This is a genomic window from Sphingomonas endophytica, assembly GCF_014199415.1.
In the GTDB taxonomy this organism is placed as follows: domain Bacteria; phylum Pseudomonadota; class Alphaproteobacteria; order Sphingomonadales; family Sphingomonadaceae; genus Sphingomonas; species Sphingomonas endophytica.
The window spans coordinates 158,718-178,171 of the sequence record NZ_JACIJN010000010.1 but is presented as its reverse complement, the minus strand read 5'-3'; the positions used below and the strand labels follow the sequence as shown (position 1 = coordinate 178,171).

At 69.5% G+C, this 19,454-nt stretch carries 13 protein-coding genes; 2 read left to right on the top strand and 11 right to left on the bottom strand.

What is annotated here, in order from left to right; all coding sequences use genetic code 11:
- Positions 1–173: 173 nt before the first annotated feature.
- From secA to FHS97_RS14885, 3 genes are all read right to left on the bottom strand, one after another.
- Positions 174–2,909: a preprotein translocase subunit SecA gene (gene secA / locus FHS97_RS14895; protein ID WP_184039675.1), complete on the bottom strand. Its 2,736-nt coding sequence runs from the start codon at positions 2,907–2,909 to the stop codon at positions 174–176.
- An 87-nt stretch (positions 2,910–2,996) separates the two neighbouring features.
- Positions 2,997–3,263 (bottom strand): hypothetical protein, encoded by a 267-nt coding sequence (locus FHS97_RS14890; protein ID WP_184039661.1) that lies wholly within the window; start codon positions 3,261–3,263, stop codon positions 2,997–2,999.
- Between the two features lie 46 nt (positions 3,264–3,309).
- Positions 3,310–4,173 (bottom strand): energy transducer TonB, encoded by an 864-nt coding sequence (locus FHS97_RS14885; RefSeq protein WP_184039659.1) that lies wholly within the window; start codon positions 4,171–4,173, stop codon positions 3,310–3,312.
- 51 nt (positions 4,174–4,224) lie between these two features.
- Here FHS97_RS14885 and argJ point away from each other — a divergent pair, with 51 nt between their 5' ends.
- Both argJ and FHS97_RS14875 read left to right on the top strand, forming a co-directional pair.
- On the top strand, positions 4,225–5,451 hold the full coding sequence (argJ, locus tag FHS97_RS14880; RefSeq protein WP_184039657.1) for a bifunctional glutamate N-acetyltransferase/amino-acid acetyltransferase ArgJ: 1,227 nt from the start codon (positions 4,225–4,227) through the stop codon (positions 5,449–5,451).
- 8 nt (positions 5,452–5,459) lie between these two features.
- Positions 5,460–6,071, top strand: a complete 612-nt coding sequence (locus FHS97_RS14875; protein ID WP_184039655.1) for a glutathione S-transferase family protein — start codon at positions 5,460–5,462, stop codon at positions 6,069–6,071.
- A 249-nt stretch (positions 6,072–6,320) separates the two neighbouring features.
- Here FHS97_RS14875 and trxA read toward each other — a convergent pair whose 3' ends face one another.
- From trxA to ahcY, 8 genes are all read right to left on the bottom strand, one after another.
- The gene (gene trxA / locus FHS97_RS14870) at positions 6,321–6,644 is read right to left on the bottom strand and encodes a thioredoxin TrxA (RefSeq protein ID WP_184039653.1); all 324 of its coding nucleotides are present in this window, start codon (positions 6,642–6,644) and stop codon (positions 6,321–6,323) included.
- Between the two features lie 47 nt (positions 6,645–6,691).
- A complete protein-coding gene (gene addA / locus FHS97_RS14865; RefSeq protein WP_184039651.1) occupies positions 6,692–10,141 on the bottom strand; it encodes a double-strand break repair helicase AddA in 3,450 nt (1,149 codons plus the stop codon).
- A 117-nt stretch (positions 10,142–10,258) separates the two neighbouring features.
- Positions 10,259–13,234 (bottom strand): double-strand break repair protein AddB, encoded by a 2,976-nt coding sequence (gene addB / locus FHS97_RS14860; RefSeq protein WP_184039649.1) that lies wholly within the window; start codon positions 13,232–13,234, stop codon positions 10,259–10,261.
- On the bottom strand, positions 13,227–13,925 hold the full coding sequence (locus FHS97_RS14855; RefSeq protein WP_246346700.1) for a nucleotidyltransferase family protein: 699 nt from the start codon (positions 13,923–13,925) through the stop codon (positions 13,227–13,229). Before FHS97_RS14855 ends, addB begins: the two co-directional genes overlap by 8 nt.
- A gap of 53 nt (positions 13,926–13,978) precedes the next feature.
- A complete protein-coding gene (locus tag FHS97_RS14850; RefSeq protein WP_184039740.1) occupies positions 13,979–14,962 on the bottom strand; it encodes an aminoglycoside phosphotransferase family protein in 984 nt (327 codons plus the stop codon).
- Positions 14,959–15,414: a tRNA (adenosine(37)-N6)-threonylcarbamoyltransferase complex ATPase subunit type 1 TsaE gene (gene tsaE / locus FHS97_RS14845; protein WP_184039645.1), complete on the bottom strand. Its 456-nt coding sequence runs from the start codon at positions 15,412–15,414 to the stop codon at positions 14,959–14,961. The genes FHS97_RS14850 and tsaE overlap by 4 nt, the downstream gene beginning before the upstream one ends.
- Positions 15,411–17,747: a sensor histidine kinase gene (locus FHS97_RS14840; RefSeq protein ID WP_184039639.1), complete on the bottom strand. Its 2,337-nt coding sequence runs from the start codon at positions 17,745–17,747 to the stop codon at positions 15,411–15,413. Before FHS97_RS14840 ends, tsaE begins: the two co-directional genes overlap by 4 nt.
- A gap of 133 nt (positions 17,748–17,880) precedes the next feature.
- Complete coding sequence (gene ahcY / locus FHS97_RS14835; RefSeq protein ID WP_184039620.1) at positions 17,881–19,299, bottom strand: adenosylhomocysteinase; 1,419 nt, start codon at positions 19,297–19,299, stop codon at positions 17,881–17,883.
- Between the last annotated feature and the right edge of the window lie 155 nt (positions 19,300–19,454).

Genomic DNA, 19,454 nt, shown 5'->3' with positions numbered 1-19,454 from the left:
AATCGAACACCGCTCCTCGAGCGTAAGCTGACGATATCTCGACATGGCAGCACCTGTCTCAGGTGTTGCACTTCGTTTGTGAACTCAGGGGGGTCTCGCTTCTATCGTGCGCGCGACAAGAAAGCGGAATCCCGGATCAAGTCCGGGATGACATTGGGTGGACGCCCTTTACCTCAAGCAGCGCCGTGGCAATGCTTGTACTTGCGCCCGGAGCCGCACGGGCACGGCGCGTTGCGGCTGACCACACCCTCCCAGCTCGCCGGATCGTCGCCGAGATCGGCGGCGGTCGGCTGCGGAATCTGCAGCGGCGGGATCGTCGTCGTCACCAGCCCGCGCGTGCCGGCATCGATGTCGTTGGAATTGTCTTCCCCGGTGAACGGGTCGAAGTGGGTGGTGATGAAGTCGGGCAGGTCGGGCAGCGGCGGCGGCGCCTGCATCTGGAACTGCGCGAAGGCGATGGTGCGCGTCACGTCCTCGCGGATCGCGTCGAGCATCCGCTGGAAGAGGTTGAACGCCTCCTGCTTATACTCGTTGATCGGCGTCTTCTGCGCATAGGCACGCAGGTGGACGACCTGACGCAGTGCGTCGAGCATCGCGAGATGCTCCTTCCAGTGATGGTCGAGGTTCTGGAGCAGGATCGACTTTTCGACCTGCGTCCAGGTCGCGGTATCCAGCTCCGCGGCCTTGGCCTCGACCATCGCATCGGCTTCGGCCAGCACGCGCTCGGTGACGATCTCGGGATCGAGCGCGTCCTCGTTGAGCCAGTCGTCAATCGGCGGCGCGATGTTGAGCACCTCGGCGAGCCGCGTCTTCATGCCCGCGACATCCCATTGCTCGGGATAGGAATTGGGCGGGCACGCCTCGCCGACGATCGCATTGACCGTCTCGGCGCGCATGTCGGTCACCACGTCGCCGACCGTATCGGCATCCATGATGTCGGCGCGCTGCTCGTAGATCACCTTGCGCTGATCGTTCATCACGTCGTCATATTCGACAACCTGCTTGCGGATATCGTAGTTGCGCGCCTCGACCTTCTTCTGTGCGGTCTCGATCGCCTTGGTCAGCCACTTGCTGCCGATCGCCTCGCCATCGTTGATGTTGTTGCGCATCATCTTGGCGAACAGCGTGTCCGGGCCGAAGATCCGCAGCAGATCGTCGTCGAGCGACAGATAGAAGCGGCTGAGCCCCGGATCGCCCTGACGCCCCGAACGGCCGCGCAGCTGGTTGTCGATCCGACGGCTCTCGTGCCGCTCGGTCGCGAGCACGAACAGCCCGCCGGCCTCGAGCACCTTCTGCTTCTCGGCCGCGATCTCGGCGCGGATCTGTTCGATCGCGGCCTCGCGCTCCGGCCCCTCGGGCATCCCGGCCAGCTCGTCCTCGACGCGCATTTCGAGGTTGCCGCCGAGCTGGATGTCGGTGCCGCGACCCGCCATGTTGGTGGCGATCGTCACCGCGCCCAGCCGGCCGGCCTGCGCCACGATATGCGCCTCGCGCTCGTGATAACGCGCGTTGAGCACCGAGTGGTCGACGCCTTCCTGCCGCAGGAACTCGCTCAGCAGCTCGGACTTTTCGATCGACACCGTGCCGACCAGCACCGGCTGACCCGTTTCGGCATGTTCGCGGATCTTCTTGGCGATCGCGCGGAACTTGTCCTGCGTGTCCTTGTAGAATTCGTCCTCTTCGTCGACGCGATGCACCGGCTTGTTGGTCGGGATCGTGACGACGTTCATCTTGTAGATGTCGTAGAATTCCGCGGCCTCGGTTGCGGCCGTGCCGGTCATCCCCGCCAGCTTCGGATACATGCGGAAGTAATTCTGGAAGGTGATCGAGGCCATCGTCTGGTTCTCGGGCTCGATCTGCACGCCCTCCTTGGCTTCCACCGCCTGGTGCAGACCGTCGGACCAGCGGCGGCCATCCATCATGCGCCCGGTGAATTCGTCGATGATGACGACCTTGCCGTCCTTGACGATATAATCGGTGTCGCGCTTGAACATCGCGTTCGCGCGCAGCGCCTGGTTCAGATGGTGGACGACCTGCGTGTTCTCGAAGTCGTAGAGGTTGGCGCCCTCGAGCAGCCCGGCCGCCTCGAGCAACCGCTCGGCACGCTCGGTGCCGTCCTCGGTCAGCACGATCGACTTTTGCTTCTCGTCCTTCTCGTAATCCTCTTCGGTCAGCTGCTTCACGATCGCGTCGACGCCGATGTACAGCTCGGACTTGTCGTCGGTCGGGCCGGAAATGATCAACGGGGTGCGCGCCTCGTCGATCAGCACCGAATCGACCTCGTCGACGATCGCCATCGAAAAGGCGCGCTGCACCATCTGGCTTCGCTCGTACTTCATGTTGTCGCGCAGGTAATCGAAGCCGAATTCGTTGTTCGTGCCGTAGGTGATGTCGGCGGCGTACGCATTGCGTCGCTCTTCGTCCGACACGTTCGGCACGATCACGCCGGTGGTCAGCCCGAGGAAGCGATAGACGCGGCCCATCCAGTCGGCGTCGCGGCTGGCGAGATAGTCGTTGACGGTGATGACATGAACGCCCTCACCCGGCAGCGCATTGAGATAGGTGGCGAGCGTCGCGACCAGCGTCTTGCCCTCGCCGGTGCGCATCTCGGCGATCTCGCCGCGATGGAGCACGATGCCGCCGATCATCTGCACGTCGTAATGGCGCTGCCCGAGCACGCGCTTCGCCGCCTCGCGAACGGTCGCGAACGCCTCGGGCAACAACTGGTCGAGCGTCTCGCCGTTCGCCAGCCGCTGTCGGAACAACACCGTCTGGTTCGACAGCGTGGCGTCATCCATCGCCTGCAACGCCGGCTCGAAAGAGGCGATCTTGGCGAGGATCGGGTTGAGCGACTTGACGTAACGGTCGTTGGACGAACCGAAGAGCGACTTGGCAATACCGCCGAACATGGGCGTGATCCTGTATCTGGAAGCGGCGCGGCGTCGCCGGTGTCGGCGGCCGCGCGGGAAAACGGGGGTGAGGAAGCGGCTGCAGCGCTATTCGCGCCGGCGGCCCGCGAAGATCGGCTCGATCGCGGCCAGCGCGAACACGCGTGCGACCGGCGCCGTACGGATGGCGGCTGGCGTGGCACGCGACGGCACCGGGCGGGTGACGAGATGCCGCGCGGCGGAGGCGATCGCGGCGGCCTTGACCTGCTGCGCCACCGCTTGCGCGACCTGCGGCTGACGCGCCGTCGCGCCGACGCCGGTCAGCGCGGAGAGCAACGCGGAAAGGAGCAGCAACAGGTTCACGACGCCGGACATAGGACGCACGCGCGGGCACGTCCACCGCCCGCACGCGGGTAAACCATCAATTTGCGGGAGGAAGCAGGGTTACCCAGCGAGCAACCAAAATCTGTGCCGGCTTGGCCACGCCGTCCTTGTCGCGGACCGGAACGAAACGCTGGGCCACATCGCAGGGGGTCGGCACCGGATGCGCTTTCCATCCTTCGGCCCATTCTCCACTAAGTGTCAGCGTACAGTTCGTCGGGACGCCCTCCGCGTCGATGGCCTCTCGCGCCTCGTGCAGCGACAAACGGCGACCCGCAACGGGTGCGACCGGCAAGGGTGGCGGGGTATCGCCATTGCGAACGGCGGAGTCCGATCGCATTCGGAAACTGCCGACCACCTTCAGGCTCGCGCGGACGCCGGCCGGATCGAAACCCTCACCGCCGCATCGCGGTATATCCGCGGGTTGCGGCTTGCCGTCGACAATCATTTCGCAACCGATGATCGTGTCATCCGCGCCTATCGTCATGATGCTAGTGAAGTCGTTCGGACCGGACGAAAGGCGGTCGTCCCCGTCTTCCGGCAATACCCAACGTACCGGCAGGATAGTCTCGGCCGCGATCGCGCGTCCCTTTGCGTCGCGCGCAGGCTCAAACCTTCCCTTGGTAAGCGCGATATGGCAGGTGCCATCGTCCAGTGCCGGCGAGCCCGTCGAAACGTCGATGCGACATGCGGTCGGATGGCCGGTCGCATCGACCGACACGATCGCGATGACCCTACCTTGCTCCCGGGCGCGGATCGCAGAAGGTGGATAGTTGTCGGCACCGAACCATCGCCCTAGATCGAGCGCCTGGGCCGGTCGGGCCAGGCGTGGCGCGTCCTTGCCTATCGCCGGCATCGCTACCGCCGCCACGACCATCGCAGCCGCGCGCCCCTTGAACCGCATCGCGTCACCATCCCCCTTTGCGTGCCCCGGTCGCAAAGCTAAGGCGACGCCATGTCGACGTCCATCTCCCCGCTCGCCACGCCGTTCCCCGAAATGGCGACCATCGCCGGTGTCCGCCTGCGCGTCGCACGCGCACGCTACAAGGATTGGGACCGCACCGATCTCACCTTCGCCGAGCTGGCGCCCGGCACGACGGTCGCGGGCGTGTTGACGCAATCCAAGTGCCCCTCGCCCGAGGTCGAATGGTGCCGCAAGGCGCTGGTGCTCGGCGAGGCGCGCGCGCTGGTGGTGAACGCCGGTAATTCCAATGCCTTCACCGGCAGTCGCGGGCGCGAAGCGGTTGAGGCGATCGCCGCGCAGACCGCGCAGGCGATCGGCTGCCGCCCGTCCGACGTGTTCGTCGCCTCGACCGGCGTGATCGGCGTGCCGCTGCCGATCGACAAGGCGCAGGCCGGGCTCGCCGCCGCCTTTGTCGCACCGGAAGCCGACTGGCGCGCCGCCGCCGAGACGATCGGCACCACCGACACCTATCCCAAAGGCGCGAGCGCGACCGCCATCGTGGACGGCCGCACGATCACGATCGCCGCGATCATCAAGGGCTCGGGGATGATCGCGCCCGACATGGCGACGATGCTCGGTTTCATCTTCACCGATGCCGCCGTCGAGGCGCCGTTCCTCCAGGCCGCGCTGTCGGCGGCGAACGCGCGGACCTTCTCGTGCATCACCGTCGACGGCGACACCTCGACCAGCGACACGGTGCTGGCGTTCGCGACCGGGGCGGCGGGCAACAAACCGCTCGCCGATGACGACAGCGACGGCGCGGACGCGTTCCGCGCGGCGCTGGCCGACGTCTGCCGGCAGCTCGCGCTGCTGGTGGTGCGCGACGGCGAGGGCGCAACCAAGCTGATCGAAGTGACGGTCGAGGGCGCGGAGAGCGACCGTTCGGCGCACCGGATCGCGATGTCGATCGCCAACTCTCCGCTGGTCAAGACCGCGATCGCGGGCGAGGACGCCAATTGGGGTCGCGTCGTGATGGCGGTCGGCAAGGCCGGTGAGCCTGCGGAGCGCGATCGGCTGGCGATCCGTTTCGGCGCGACGCAGGTCGCCGAAGGCGGGCTGGCCGTCTCCGGCTATGACGAGGCGCCGGTCGCCGCGCACCTGAAAGGGCAGGACGTCGAGATCGGCGTCGATCTCGGGCTCGGCGAGGGTCGCGCGACGGTGTGGACCTGCGACCTGACCCATGGGTACATCTCGATCAACGCCGATTACCGGAGCTGAGCCGCGCGATGCTGACGATCTGGGGCCGGCTGAACTCGCACAACGTCAAGAAGGTGGTCTGGCTCGCCGAGGAGCTGGGGCTGGCCTATCAGCGACACGATGTCGGCGGCGCGTTCGGGATGGACGACGCCTATCGCGCGAAGAATCCCAATGCTCTGGTCCCGACGATCGAAGACGGCGACGTGGCGCTGTGGGAGTCGAACGCGATCCTGCGCTATCTCGCGGCGCGGCATGGCGGCGACGCGCTGTGGCCCGCGGATCCGGTGCGGCGCGCGTTGGCAGATCGCTGGATGGACTGGCAATTCGGCTATGCCGAGGCGCAACGGCCGGCATTCGTCGGGCTGGTGCGTCAGTCGCCCGAGCAGCGCGACCCCGCGGCGATCGAACGCGCGACTCTCGCGTGCGGACGGATGATGACCTTGCTCGACGCCGCGCTGGCGACGCGCCCATGGTTGTCGGGAGACGCCTTCGGGCTAGGTGACGTGCCGATGGGGGTCTATACGCACACGTTCTTCGCGCTGGGGCTGGCGCGCGATCCGTTGGCGCATGTGGCTGACTGGTACGAGCGGTTGCAGGCCCGGCCCGGCTTCGCCGCGAACGTGATGATTCCGCTTACCTAGACCGCCACGGCGGTGGGTAGAGCGACCGTCGCGGTCCCAGCGTGCTGCGCCGCGCCGGACTTGATCCGGGGCCTCGCTATGGCTCCATCGCGCGGGAGGAAGGACTCCGGGTCAAGCCCGAGGTAAGGATCCATGGAAGGACGAGATCGACGAAGTGACCTTCGGGCCCCCAGACCTGTGAGCGTCGCGAACGAAGCGCCGCCAGATCAAGGGTAGCGGCGCCCCGGATCAGGGACGCCGCCGCGAAACTCAGCCCAGCTCACCCTCAAGCCACGCCTTGATCCGCCCCTTGGGCTCGGCCCCGACCTTGGTCGCGGCGGGCACGCCGCCCTTGAACAGGATCATCGTCGGGATGCCGCGAACGCCATATTGGCCCGGCGCGTCCGGATTCTCGTCGATGTTGAGCTTGGCGATCGTGACCTGCTCGCCCAGTTCCTCGCTGATCTCCTCCAGCGCCGGGCCGATCATCTTGCACGGGCCGCACCATTCCGCCCAGAAATCGACCAGCACCGGCTTGTCGGCGGACAGCACGTCGGTCTGGAAGCTGGCGTCGGTGATCTTCTTGGTGGGCATGTCATTCTCCTTGGAAGCCATCAAACTAGGGTGCGGCGGGCGGGCGCTCAACCACCCGCGACCAAGCTTTGCTCCGGGCCGGAGAAGCGCCGCTTGACGGGGTCGAGCAACGCGGCGGGCAGCTCGATCAGCCGCGGCCCGGCGGTATAGAGCAGCGCCACCTCGACGCGTGTGTCGGGGAAGATCACTTCCAGCGCCGCATGATAGGCCGCCATCTGCCGCAGGTGATAGTCAGGGACCGTCGCGATTCCGTCGGGCACGCTGCGCCCGGTCTTGTAGTCGATCGCCCGCACCACCCCGTCGCCGATCAGCAACCGATCGACGGTGCCGGAGATCACCCGCCCGCTCGGGAGGGTGGCGGCGATGGGCGCCTCGGCGAGCGCGCCCGGGCCGAACAGCGCGGCATGGGCCGGGTCGTCCAGAACCGCCATAACCGGCGCGAGCAGCGCGTGCGGCGCTTCAACCCCGCGCGCGCTCAGCCAGCGCAGCGCAGCGGCTTCGCGCATCGCCGGCGCGAGCGGGGGAAGCCGCTCGAACAAAGCGTGCATCAGCGTGCCGCGTTCCGCCGCATCGCGTCCGGCGGGCGCTGGCGGCGCGTCGCTCACCACATCGTCGCCGACCGACGACGGAGTGAGCGGGCGCGGCGGCTTGGCATCCTCGGGTGCCGGACGGCGCGCCCATTCGGGGAGCGCGATCGTGCTCTCGTCCGCCTCGCCTGCCCCGCCCTTGGCCGCGACCGGCCGCGCCGGGGAGCGCCCCGCGAAGACCCGCTCGCCCTCGCCGCCGACGCCGAGCGCATCAAGCGTGCGCGCGGCGGCGGCATACCAGCTCGCCTCCGGCGGCACCCCCTGCCATTTGGCGCTGAGCGAGCCGGCGATCACCAGCCGCTCCTCGGCGCGGGTAGCCGCGACATAGAACAGCCGCCAATGCTCCTGCCGCTCGCGCTCCTCGACCTGCACCAGTGCCGCGTCGATCGCGCCGGCGCGTTCGGCGGCGCGCGGGCGGAATACCGGGATGGGCTTGTCCAGCCCCTCGGGCGTCCACATCAACGTCGAGCGCGGGGAAGCGTCGGGGTCGGCAGTGGCGTCGGCGAGGATGACGAGCGGCGCCTGCAAGCCCTTTGCGCCATGCGCGGTCATCACCCGCACCGCATCGAGCGGCGCGGCGGCGTCGCGCACGATCTCCACCTCGTCGCGTTCGAACCAGTCGAGAAAGCGTTGCAGCGACGGCGTCGCACCGGTCTCGAAGTCGAGCGCGGCGTTGAGCAGTTCCTCGATCGGGTCGCGCGCTTCCTCGCCGAGCCGCGCGAGCAGCTTGCGCCGCCCGTCGAGCGGCCCGGACAGCAGCATCTCGAGAAAGCGATACGGCGTATCGTAATCGGCGCTGGCGAGCAGGCCGGCAAGATCTGCGACGTGCGCCTCATGGTGCCGCGACAGGTGCCGCCACAGCGAACCCTGCCGCTCGACCGCGCGCATCATCAGCTCGTCCTGCGTCCAGCCGATCAGCGGCGAGACGAGCAGGCTGGCGAGGCTGAGGTCATCATCGGGCTGCAACACGAAGCGCACCGCGGCGAGCAGGTCCTGCACCGCCAGCGGCGCGGACAGCCGCAGACGGTCGACCCCCGCGACCGGCACACCCTCTGCATAGAGTCGCGCGACCAGCAATTGCGCCAGCTCGCCGCGGCGCTTGACCAGGATCATCACATCCTCTGGGCGAAGTCGCCGGCCCTTGCTCTCCAACATCAGCCCGCCTTCGTCGAGCGGCCCCAGCCAGCGCTTCACCGCCTGCGCGACCCGCGTGGCGTTGGCGCGGACCGCATCGTCGATCCAGCCCTCCTCGCCGCCATCGTCATTGTCGGTCCCGCCCGCCGCGACCGGCGGCCAGAGCACGACCGCGCCCGGGCCGGTGACGCGGCTGGAGTGCGCCGGGATGTCCTCGGCCGCGCCAAGCCCGCCCGCGCCGACCGTCGCGATCGCCTGATCGACGAACTCCAGCACCGGCGCGGTCGAACGGAACGAATCGGTCAGCGACAGGCGATCGAACGGCAGCCCGCGCTCGTGATCGGGCATCAGGTCGTCGCCCGCGACGTCGCCCGCGCGCTCGGCGAAATACCGTTCGGCGGCGAGGAAGTTGATCGGATCAGTGCCCTGAAAGCCGAAGATCGCCTGTTTCAGATCGCCGACCGTGAACAGCGTGCGCACCGACGGCGCATAGACGCCGCGCCCGACAAAATATTCGTCGACCAGCGCGCGAATGATCGTCCATTGCGCGACATTGGTATCCTGCGCCTCGTCGACCAGCACATGTTCGGTGATCTGGTCGAGCTTGTAGCGGATCCACTCGCCGATCCCCTCCTGCCGCAGCAGCCCGACCGCGGCGTCGATCAGGTCGTTGAAGTCGACCGCGCCGCTGTGGCGCTTGGCGGCGGCATAGCCGCGCGCATAGTCGCGCCCGACCTCCAGCGCCGCGCCGAGCCGGTCGGCGTAGGCGGCGCGCACCCGCAGCGACAGCAGCGCGCCGCACCAGCCGTGCATCCGCAGCGCCTGGTCGGCATAGTCGGGATCGGCCGGCGCGCGTCCCTTGCCGAACGACAGCGGTTCGCCGTCCTTCTTCGCCCAGACGCCGTGCAGGCGGTCGAGCGTCGCCGCGCGTTCCTCAACCCCTGCCGCCAGCCACGCGCCGATCGCCTCCGCGCGCTCGATCCCGCTCTTGGTGCCCCAGCCGCGGTTGAGCGCGGCGAGGGTGTCGAGCGTCGCGCGGTCGATCGCCGCATCGCCGCACGCGTCGCGGATATGCGTGGCGACGTCGCCGAGCGGCAGGCCGAGCTGGGTGCGGACGAACGGCGCGATCCCGGCGGGCAGCGCCTCCAGCGCATCATGCGCGCGCGCGCAATCGGCGAGGAAGTGCTCGGCACCCTGTTCGCCGAGCCGGACGCTCAGTGCGCCGATCGTCTCGACCGGGCGGGCACGACCCTCGCGCTCGGCCTGCACCAGCAGGTCGGAGAGCGCCTGACGACGGAGCAGCGCTTCCTCGCGCGGTTCGATCGGGCGGAAGCCGGGGACCAGTCCGGCCTCGATCGGGAAGGCGGCGAGCAGCCCCTGGCAGAAGCCGTGGATCGTCTGGATGCGCAGGCCCCCGCCCGGCGCGTCGAGGACGCGCGCGAACAGGGTGCGGGCGCGCGCGACCAGCGCCGGGGTCGGCCGCTCGCCAAGGGCGGCGAGATCGGCGCCCAGCTCGGTGTCGGGCATCCGCACCCATGCGGCAAGCTGGCGGTTGACGCGCGCCGCCATCTCCGCCGCGCCGGCCTTGGTGAAGGTCAGGCACAGGATCGCGCCCGGCTCGACATCGCGCAGCAGCAGGCGGAAGACGCGCGCGGCGAGCACCTGCGTCTTGCCCGTGCCCGCCGAGGCGGAGAGCCAGACATGCGCCTCGGGCCGGCTGGCGCGAAGCTGCGCGTCCTTGAGCTGCGGTAGCGGACTGACGGCGCGCGGGGTCATGCCGTCGCGCCTTTCGTCATTCCCCCGACGGCGAGAACCCGAAGGCAATGACCTTCACGACAGAAGCGCGCCATCGGCATGTCCGGGCTCCCGCCTGCGCGGGGATGACGTCGGGCACTAAGCATCGCGGCCATACCATTCGTCTCGACGCATCAACTGATCATATTCCGCGAACGGCGCGAACTCCGGATGCAGCTTGGCGGTGAACGGCTCCTCGCCGGTTAGCCAGCGCGCCGCCGCCTCGGCGAAGCTGTCGCGTGCGGCGCGGACAAAATCGTCGGTCACGATCCGCCCGCCCTTGCCCGCCGCATCGGCCGGGCTCGATACCGACCCGAAGGTGTCACCCTTTTTCGCCAGCGACCAATATTCGAACGCGCTCGCCGCCCCGCGCACGCCCTCGAACCCGCCCGCCTCGGCGATCGCGCCGAGCAGGCCGAGTTGCAGGTTGAACCCGCCGCGCACCGCTGCAACCGAAGGTGCCTTGCCGGTCTTGTAGTCGACGATCCCCAGCCCGCCGTCCGGCATCCGGTCGATGCGATCGAACCGCCCGGTCAGCTCGATCCCCGACAGGTCGGCGGTGCCGCGCCCCTCGACCGCGAGCACGGTGCGACCCGCCGCGCGGTCGGCGAGCGTCTTGGCGGCGACCCATTCGAAGGCCGCGATCAGCCGCGGCTGCCAGAGAGCGCGCAACAATGGATGCGTCGCGGGGTCGGCAAGCAAGGTCAGCGCGCGCGGCAACAGCTTTTCGGCATCGCACGCATCCTCGCGCGCCCAAGCTTCCAGCACCGCATGGACCGCGGTGCCGCGCCACGCCGCGCTGGGATCGGCATCGACCGGATCGAGCGCCGCCAGCTTGAGGATCCGGCGCGCGTAGAAGGCGAACGGATCGGCCTTGAGCCGGTCGACCTCGGTTACCGAGATCTGGCGCGGGCGCAGCCGCGCGGGCGGCAACGGTGCGGGCCGGTCGGCGGGCGTCGGCACGCGAGTCCCGTCGAGCGCGCGCGCCCAGGCCGCCAGCGTATTGTCACGCGGGAAACGCTCGCCGGTCATCGCCTCCAGCCGCAACCAGAAGCGCGACGCGAGCGCGGGCGACCGCGCGTCGCGGCGCGCGCGCGTCAGCACGACCTGCTTCGCGCCGAGCGCCTGCCCGAAGTCGTGCGCGGCGACTCCGATCCCGCGATCGAGCCCGGGCAAGCCCAGCTCGGCGCGGACGCGCGGCGCGAGCCACGGATCGGGCGCGGGCAGGCCCGGCCAGGTTCCTTCGTTGAGGCCGGAGAGGATCATGAGGTCGGCGCGTTGCAGCCGCGCCTCCATCAACCCGTAGATCGCGAGCCGCGGATGCCGCTCGCGCGGGAGCAGACGGATCGCGATTTCCTCCATCAGCATCCGGAGCAGCGGCGCGAAACCGGCCGGCGCGATCCGCTGCGGCCCGAGCGGTGCCCGCGTTTCCAGCCCGGCCAGCAGATCGGCAGCGGCGCGGCCGGCGGGACCGCGCCACGCCTCGTCGCCGGCCAGCAAGGTCGCCGCCTCGCGGAGGCACGCGACCAGCCCCGGCAGCGTCGCCATCGCGGCGCCGAAGCCACGGGCAACCGGTTCGAGCAACGGACGTGCCGTACGCCACCATTCGGCGGCCGGAGCGTAGGCCGGGACCGCGGCGAGGTGCCGGTCGATCCCGTCGAGCCCCGGTGCGGGACGTGGCCCGCGCAAGGCGCGATCGAGCCGTCGCACGCCGTCCAGCCATGCGCCGCGCCCGTCGCCAAGCCGGACGAGCGGATGCTTGAGCAACGTCAGCAACGCCATCGGCGCGAAATCCTGCGCCGCCGCCTCGACGATCGCGGTCAGCAGCGTGCCCGGTGGCAGGATCGCGAGCGCGCGCCCGGCGCTGTCGTCGACCTCGATGTTCCAGCGCCGGCAATGCGCCGCGACCCGCCGCGCGAGCATGCGGTCGGGCGTGACCAGCGCCGCGGTCAACCCCGGCGTCTCGACCGCCTCGCGCAGCTTGAGCGCGATCGCCTGCGCTTCTTCGGCCGGGGTGGCGAGTTCGACCGCCGTCACGCCGGTCAGGCGTCGGTCGGCGGCATCGAGCTGGGTCCATTTGGCGGTGAAGCGCGCCGGTGACAGCGCGTTGGCGATCGCGCGGCCGCGGGCGGCGGTGGCGTCATGCTCGCTGCCGGCCGTCCACCGCGCCACATCGTCGCGCACCGCGCCGATCCGTTCGAGCAACAGCTTGAGATGGAATTGCGGATGAACCTCGATCGACCGCGCGCGCAGCCCGGTGACCGGATCGGGGTCGTGCGGGCCGAGCGCCGCCCATTCCTGGCCGGGCAGCGTCAGGTCGAGATCCGCGAACACCACCATCCCCTGCGGCAGCCCCGCCACCGTTCGCAGCAGGCGCGCGACCGCGGGAGCAGGATCGGTGATGCCGGCGGCGCAGACGAACTGCCCGGGCGGTGCCGCGCGCCAGCGCGCCGCCTGCTGGTCGAGCAGGCGGATCCGCCGGTCGGCGGCGTCGATCGCGCCCAGCCGGTCGCGCTCGCCCGGCCAGCGGTCGAGCAGCAGGCGGAACAGGCGGAGCGCGGTCTCCCAATGGTCCGACAGCCCCGCGCCGGGATCGATCGCCGCGAGCCGGGCGGGCGGCACTTCCTCGACGATCAACTGGTCGAGCGTCGCGGCAAGATCGCCCGCCAGCCGCACCGCCTCGGCCGCGTCGACCGGGCGACCCGCAGCGGCGCGCTCCTCCTCGACCAGTCGCGCGAGGATCATCCGGCGTTGCAGCGGGTCGATCGCGGGCGGCAGCGGCGGAGTAGCGTCCGCCGGATCGAGCGCCGCGCCGACTCCGGCGTCCAGTTCCTCCCCGCCCAAAGCGACGATCCGCGGCAACAGCAGCGCGCCGCCGCTGGCGCGTACGAACGCCTCGCGTACCGCGAGCCCGCCGCGATTGTTGGGCACCAGCACCGTCCCACGCGCCAGCGCCAGCCGGTCGCCGCCAAACCGCCGCAACAGCCCGGAGACCAGCGCATCGGCAAAGGCGCGATGCGCGGGGATGGTGTAGAGCCGCAACCCCCGCTCGGCCGGCGGGGCGACGTCAGCCATCCGCGAGCAACGCCTCGGTCCGCGCGATCGCGCCCGGCACGTTCACCTCGGACCACAGCCCCTGATGGACCAGCCCGTAAGCGCGCCCGGCCTCGATCGCGCGGTTCCAGAACAGGTTGGTCGAAAACGGCCCTTCCGGCCAGTCGCGGATCAGCCGCGGCGAGACGATCTGCACCCCGGTGAATACGAACGGCGCCACCCGCCCCGGCTTACGCCGTCCGCTGATCCGCCCGTCGGCGGCGAGGTGGAAGTCACCCTGTCCGTTGTGATTGTGCGCGCGCGCATAGGGAACCATCAGCAACAACGCATCCATTGCCGTATCATCCCACCGGTCCGCGAGCTGGCGGATTGCGTCGGTCGGGCCGTCGAGCCACAGATTGTCGCCATTGACGACGATGAACGGCTCGTCGCCGAGCAGCGGCAGCGCGCGGACGATCCCGCCGCCGGTCTCCAGCAATTGCGCGCGCTCGTCGGAGACGATCACCTCGATATCGTGGACCCGGTGGCGCAGATGCGCCTCCAGCGCGTCGGCGAGATAATGAACGTTGACCACCGCCCGCTCGACTCCCGCCGCGCGCAGCCGGTCGAAGACATGATCGATCAGCGCGCGCCCGCGCACCTCGACCAACGGCTTGGGTCGCGTCGCGGTCAGCGGGCGCATCCGCTTGCCGACCCCGGCCGCCATTACCATCGCGGTGCGCGGCACCCGCGAGCCCGGATCGGGGCGAATGTAGCGCGGACGCGTCACGCCAGCCCCCGCGCTTCGGCGAGAACCAGCGGGTCGCCGCGCCATTCGGGCGGCAGGTGCGCGTCGAACCAGCGTGCGACCGGCGCCAGCGCCGGGTCGGTCAGGTCGCGCTCCAGATAGGCCCAGACCCGCGGGCACAGCGCCGCGTAGCGCGGCTTGCCGTCACGCTTCCACAGTCGCGCGAAGATGCCGAGGATCTTGGCGTTCCGCTGCGCGCCGAGTACGCGATAGGCACGCAGGAAGTCATCACCTTCGCCGGTCGCGGCGCGATAGCGCGCGAGCATCGCTTCCTCGATCGTCGGGTCGACGTCACGGCGCGCATCCTGCAGCAGCGACACGAGGTCGTACGCCGGATGCCCGGCCAGCGCGTCCTGGAAGTCGAGCAGGCCGAGCGACCGGTCGGCGCCGACCAGCATCAGGTTCTCGGCGTGATAGTCGCGCAGCACCGTCACCGGGATAACACCCTCGACATGATGAAGCACCGCGTCCCATGCCGCGCGATAGCCTTCGGCATCGACGTCGGCGCCGACCGCCGGGCAATACCAGTCGACCAGCAGCCCGGCCTCACGCTGCAACTCGGCGCGGTCATAGGCGCGCCACGGCCCTGCCGGTTTGGCGCGCAGCGCGACGAGCAGATCGACTGCCGCCGCGTAGAGTGCAACCGCCGCATCGGCGTCGGCATCCGCGGTTTCGCGCAGCCGCACGTCACCGAAATCCTCCAGCAGCACGAAGCCGCGCTCGAGATCGACGGCATGGATCGCGGGTGCCGCGAAAGCGTGCTCGGCCAGCCACCCCGCGACCGCGAGGAACGGCCGTGGGTCTTCCTGCGGCGGCGGTGCGTCCATCAGGATCGCACGGCGGGCGCCGGCATGAACGCGGAAATAGCGCCGGAACGAGGCGTCGCCGGCGAGCGGCTCGATCCGCGCGCCGCCCCATCCGTGTGCGTCGAGAAAGGCCGGCGCATCCGCCGGGGGTGTCATCGTGGCCATCGCCCGTCCCAAGCGTCGGGCGCCGTCCAAGTCAAGCGACGCGCGCCATCCAGGGCCAGCGCGATGTCCAGCGCCAGCGCATCCGGCCAGCGATCCGCCCCGGCCCGCTCGGGCCATTCGACCAGCAACGCCGCCTCCCGCCGCGCCTCCTCCAGCCCGAGTTCGTCGACCTCCGCCGGATCGTCGAGCCGGTATAGATCGATGTGCAGCACCGGCAACCGCACCTCCGGCGGGTCATAGGGCTGAACGATCGCGAAGGTCGGGCTCGGCGCCTCCTCCGCCAGCCCCAGCGCGGCAAGCACCCCGCGCGCCAGGCTCGTCTTGCCCGCGCCCAGCCCGCCGGTCAGCGTCACGACATCGCCGGGGCGCAGCACCTCCGCCAGCCGCGCGCCTGCCGCCGCGGTCGCCACGACGTCCGCCAGCCACGCCTCGCCATGCCTCATCGCCGCGGCAGGTCCACGGTGACGGTCGTGCCGGTCTCCGGCGTGCTGTGCAGCGCGATCGTCCCGCCATGCGCCTCGACGAACTGCTTGGCGAGCGGCAGACCGAGCCCCAGCGCGCGATCGCCCGCCGCGGGCGCGCCCTCGCCCGCAAAGCGATCGAACGCGCGCGAAACCTGCTCGGCGGTCATGCCCGGACCACTGTCGGTCACCACGATCCTTGCGCCGCGCGCATTGCCGTCGACCGTCAGCGCGACGCGGCCGTGCTCGGGCGCGGCGCCGATCGCGCGACGCAGCAGATGCTCCACGACTTCGCGAATTCGGCGGGCATCGCCGGTCAAGCGCCCCGCCGAGCGCTGCACCTCTACCGCGAGGTCGACGTGATGCCGCCGCGCGCTGGCCCGCAACGCGTCGACCGCCGCCCGCGCCACCGCCGCCACGTCGAAGTCCGCGCGCTCCAGCGGACGCGCGCCGCTGTCGGTCGAGGTGAGGTCGAGCACGTCGTCGATCAGCAGCCCGAGCCGGTCGACCGAGTCGAGGATCGCATCGAGATACGCGATGGCGTCCGGCGACAGCTCGCCGGCATAACCGCCGTGGAGCATCTCGGCGAAGCCGCTGATCGAGGTGAGCGGGGTGCGCAACTCATAGCTCATATTGGCGACGAATGCGGTCTTCACCTGATCCGCCGCTTCCAACGCGTCGTTACGCTCGCGCAGCGCCTGTTCCATCGCGCGGCTGTCGCTGATGTCGAGCATCGTGAACAGCGCGTTGCCGTCGGGCAGCGGCACCGCGGCGAACTCGAACTGTCGTCCGTCCGCCAGCGCGATATGTCCGGCGCGTTGCTGACGGTCGATCGTCGCGGTGCGCACCAGCTCGGCGATCGAGCGCGCGCGGCGCGGGTTCGACAGCTTGGGGGCGACCTTCTCGGCGATCACGTCGACGCGCGGGTGACCGGTGAGGAACTCCTCGTCGAGATCCCACAACGCACGGAAGCGGTTGTTCCAGAGTTGCAGGCGACCGTCCGCGGAGAAAACCCCCAGCGCCTCGAACAGATTGTCGAAGGTCGCGGTGCGGACCCGCAGCAAGGTGTCGCGCGCGCTGGCGAGCTGGACCTGTTCGGTACGGTCCTCGAAGAACACCATCAACCCGCCGTCGGGGATCGGCTGCGCCACGACGCGCAGATGCGTGCCGCCGGGGAGATGCCAGTTTTCCTCGACCGCGGTGTCGGCATTGACGAACCAGCCGCGCCGCTCCGCCTTCCAGCCGGGGAAATCCCGCACTTCGGGCACGCGATTGGCTTCGCGCATCCGCTCCAGCACGCGATCGAACTCAGGGCGATCCGCCAGCCATTCCAGCCGCATCGCGAACATCCGGCGAAACGGCTGGTTGCAGAAGACGAGGCTGCGGTCGCGCGCGAACTGCGCCACGCCGGCTGACAGCCGGTCGAGCATCGCACGCTGTGCCTCGGCGAAGCGCCGCTCCCGCGCGTGGCTCTGCTCCAGCTCCTCGATATCGATCGCATAGCCGGCGACCCCGCCGACCGGCAGCGGTATGTCATGGATGCGCAGCGAACGCCGCGCGCCGCCGATCGTGGCGGGCAGGACGCGCTGCTGCGGCCGTCCCTCGCTGCGCGCCAGGATCGCACCCGCGCTGGGGCCGACCTGCCCCGAGCCGTCGACCAGCTCCAGCCCGCGGCCGACGACATCGGCCGCATCACTGCCCTCGACCGCGTTGACATAGGCCGAATTGACCATCGCGAGCTGGAGGTCGCCGTCGCGATACCACATCGGCAGCGGTGCGGCCTCGACCAGCCCGGTCAAGGCGTCGAACGCGCCCGACAGACCGTCGAGCTCGGCGCGCAGCCGTCGCATCTCGCCCTCGCTGGCGGTCGAATCGTAGAACCACAGCATCACCGCATCGCCGCGGCGATCGCCCTGTACGGTCAGCGTCCGCCCGCCGTCACGCGCATGGATCGTGTGGGTGAAGTTGCGCGCCGAGCGCTGGCAGGACGCGAGCCCGTGCGACAGCGCCTGCGCCTCGCTGGCGGGCAGCCCCCAGCCCGCCGCCTCGACCTCCTGAAGATAGCCGGGAATGTCGCTGAACCCCAGCCAGTCGGCGACGCGCCGCGCCATCTCGACCCGGCCGTCGGGGAGCACCACCATCGGTTGCATCGGCGCGGCGGCGAGCAACGTCTCGATCGTCTCGCGCTCACGCACCGCCTCGACCGCGCCGGCGCGCGCGCGCAGCCCCATTGCGATCAGCACGACGCCCGCCAGCACGAGCAGCAACACCACCGCCCCAATCGCAACCGCGATGCCCGGCGAGAAAGGCGTCATAGAGCGTGCGAGTTCCGCGACATGCGGCTTGTCTAGGGTGGGCTTTCCCCACCGGCAAGCGGCGTGGCCACCGCGCACGAAAAAGGGCGAGGCCAGCGGCCCCGCCCTTCGTTCGCCATCGCCGATCGGACGATCAGTAGCGATAGTGATCCGGCTTGAACGGCCCCTCGACCGGCACGCCGATGTAGCCGGCCTGCTTCGGGGTCAGCTTCGACAGCTGGACGCCGAGCTTCTCGAGGTGCAGCGCCGCGACCTTTTCGTCGAGATGCTTCGGCAGCACGTACACTTCGTTCTTGTAGTTCTCGGACTTGGTCCACAGCTCGATCTGCGCCAGCGTCTGGTTGGTGAACGACGCCGACATCACGAACGACGGGTGGCCGGTCGCGCAGCCGAGGTTCACCAGACGCCCCTTGGCGAGGATGATGATCTGCTTGCCGTCCGGGAACTTCACCAGATCGGTGCCCGGCTTCACTTCGGTCCACTCATAATTGCTGAGCGCCGCAATCTGGATCTCGCTGTCGAAGTGGCCGATGTTGCACACGATCGACATCGGCTTCATCGCCTTCATGTGATCGGCGGTGATGACGTCCGCGTTGCCGGTCGCGGTGCAGAAGATGTCCGCGCGCTTCACCGCCTCGTCCATCGTCACGACCTCGAAACCCTCCATCGCCGCCTGCAGCGCGCAGATCGGATCGATCTCGGTGACGAGGACGCGCGCGCCGCCGTTGCGCAGCGACTGCGCCGAGCCCTTGCCGACGTCGCCGAAGCCCGCGACGCACGCGACCTTGCCGGCCAGCATCACGTCGGTGGCACGACGGATCGCGTCGACCAGTGATTCCTTGCAGCCGTAGAGATTGTCGAACTTCGACTTGGTAACCGAGTCGTTGACGTTGATCGCGGGGAACGGCAGCTCGCCCTTCTTCGCGATCTCGTAAAGCCGGTGAACGCCGGTGGTGGTCTCTTCCGAAACGCCCTTCAGGTTCTTGACCGTCTCGGTCAGATAGCCCGGCTTCTTGGCGATGAACGCCTTCACCGAACGCTGGAACTCGACTTCCTCGTCATTTTCGGGCTCGCCGAAGGTCGCGCCGGCCTCGAGCTTCGCGCCCCACAGCGCGAACATCGTCGCGTCGCCGCCGTCGTCGAGGATGATGTTGGCGGTCTGGCCGTTGCCGTCGTCCCAGTCGAAGATCGACCCGACATAATCCCAGTAATCGGCGAGCGTCTCGCCCTTCACCGCGAACACCGGAATACCGGCAGCGGCGATCGCGGCGGCAGCATGGTCCTGCGTCGAAAAGATGTTGCAGGTCGCCCAGCGCACGTCGGCGCCCAGCGCGGTCAGCGTTTCGATCAGCACCGCGGTCTGGATCGTCATGTGCAGCGAGCCGGTGATCCGCGCACCCTTCAGCGGCTGCGACGCGCCATACTCGTCGCGCAGCGCCATCAGGCCGGGCATCTCGGTCTCGGCGATGTTGATCTCGGCGCGGCCGAAGTCGGCAAGGCCGATGTCCTTGATGACATAGTCGTTGTTCTCGAGCACGGGGGCGGTTGCCACGGCGTTGTCTCCACTCAGATGAGGCCGACCAAGGCATGCACCCACACCGATCGGCATCCGCGCGCCTTAGCCGCGATGACCGCCCGGATCAAATATAAAGGTATCTTTATATGTGATCGGTGGCGGGGTGGCGTCCTCGACCGCCGTCGCCGCCG

Coding starts and splice junctions, on each gene's coding strand:
- secA (WP_184039675.1), bottom strand. CDS start 2,909: ATGTTCGGCGGTATTGCCAAGTCGCTCTTCGGTTCGTCCAACGACCGT.
- FHS97_RS14890 (WP_184039661.1), bottom strand. CDS start 3,263: ATGTCCGGCGTCGTGAACCTGTTGCTGCTCCTTTCCGCGTTGCTCTCC.
- FHS97_RS14885 (WP_184039659.1), bottom strand. CDS start 4,173: ATGCGGTTCAAGGGGCGCGCGGCTGCGATGGTCGTGGCGGCGGTAGCG.
- argJ (WP_184039657.1), top strand. CDS start 4,225: ATGTCGACGTCCATCTCCCCGCTCGCCACGCCGTTCCCCGAAATGGCG.
- FHS97_RS14875 (WP_184039655.1), top strand. CDS start 5,460: ATGCTGACGATCTGGGGCCGGCTGAACTCGCACAACGTCAAGAAGGTG.
- trxA (WP_184039653.1), bottom strand. CDS start 6,644: ATGCCCACCAAGAAGATCACCGACGCCAGCTTCCAGACCGACGTGCTG.
- addA (WP_184039651.1), bottom strand. CDS start 10,141: ATGACCCCGCGCGCCGTCAGTCCGCTACCGCAGCTCAAGGACGCGCAG.
- addB (WP_184039649.1), bottom strand. CDS start 13,234: ATGGCTGACGTCGCCCCGCCGGCCGAGCGGGGGTTGCGGCTCTACACC.
- FHS97_RS14855 (WP_246346700.1), bottom strand. CDS start 13,925: ATGGTAATGGCGGCCGGGGTCGGCAAGCGGATGCGCCCGCTGACCGCG.
- FHS97_RS14850 (WP_184039740.1), bottom strand. CDS start 14,962: ATGACACCCCCGGCGGATGCGCCGGCCTTTCTCGACGCACACGGATGG.
- tsaE (WP_184039645.1), bottom strand. CDS start 15,414: ATGAGGCATGGCGAGGCGTGGCTGGCGGACGTCGTGGCGACCGCGGCG.
- FHS97_RS14840 (WP_184039639.1), bottom strand. CDS start 17,747: ATGACGCCTTTCTCGCCGGGCATCGCGGTTGCGATTGGGGCGGTGGTG.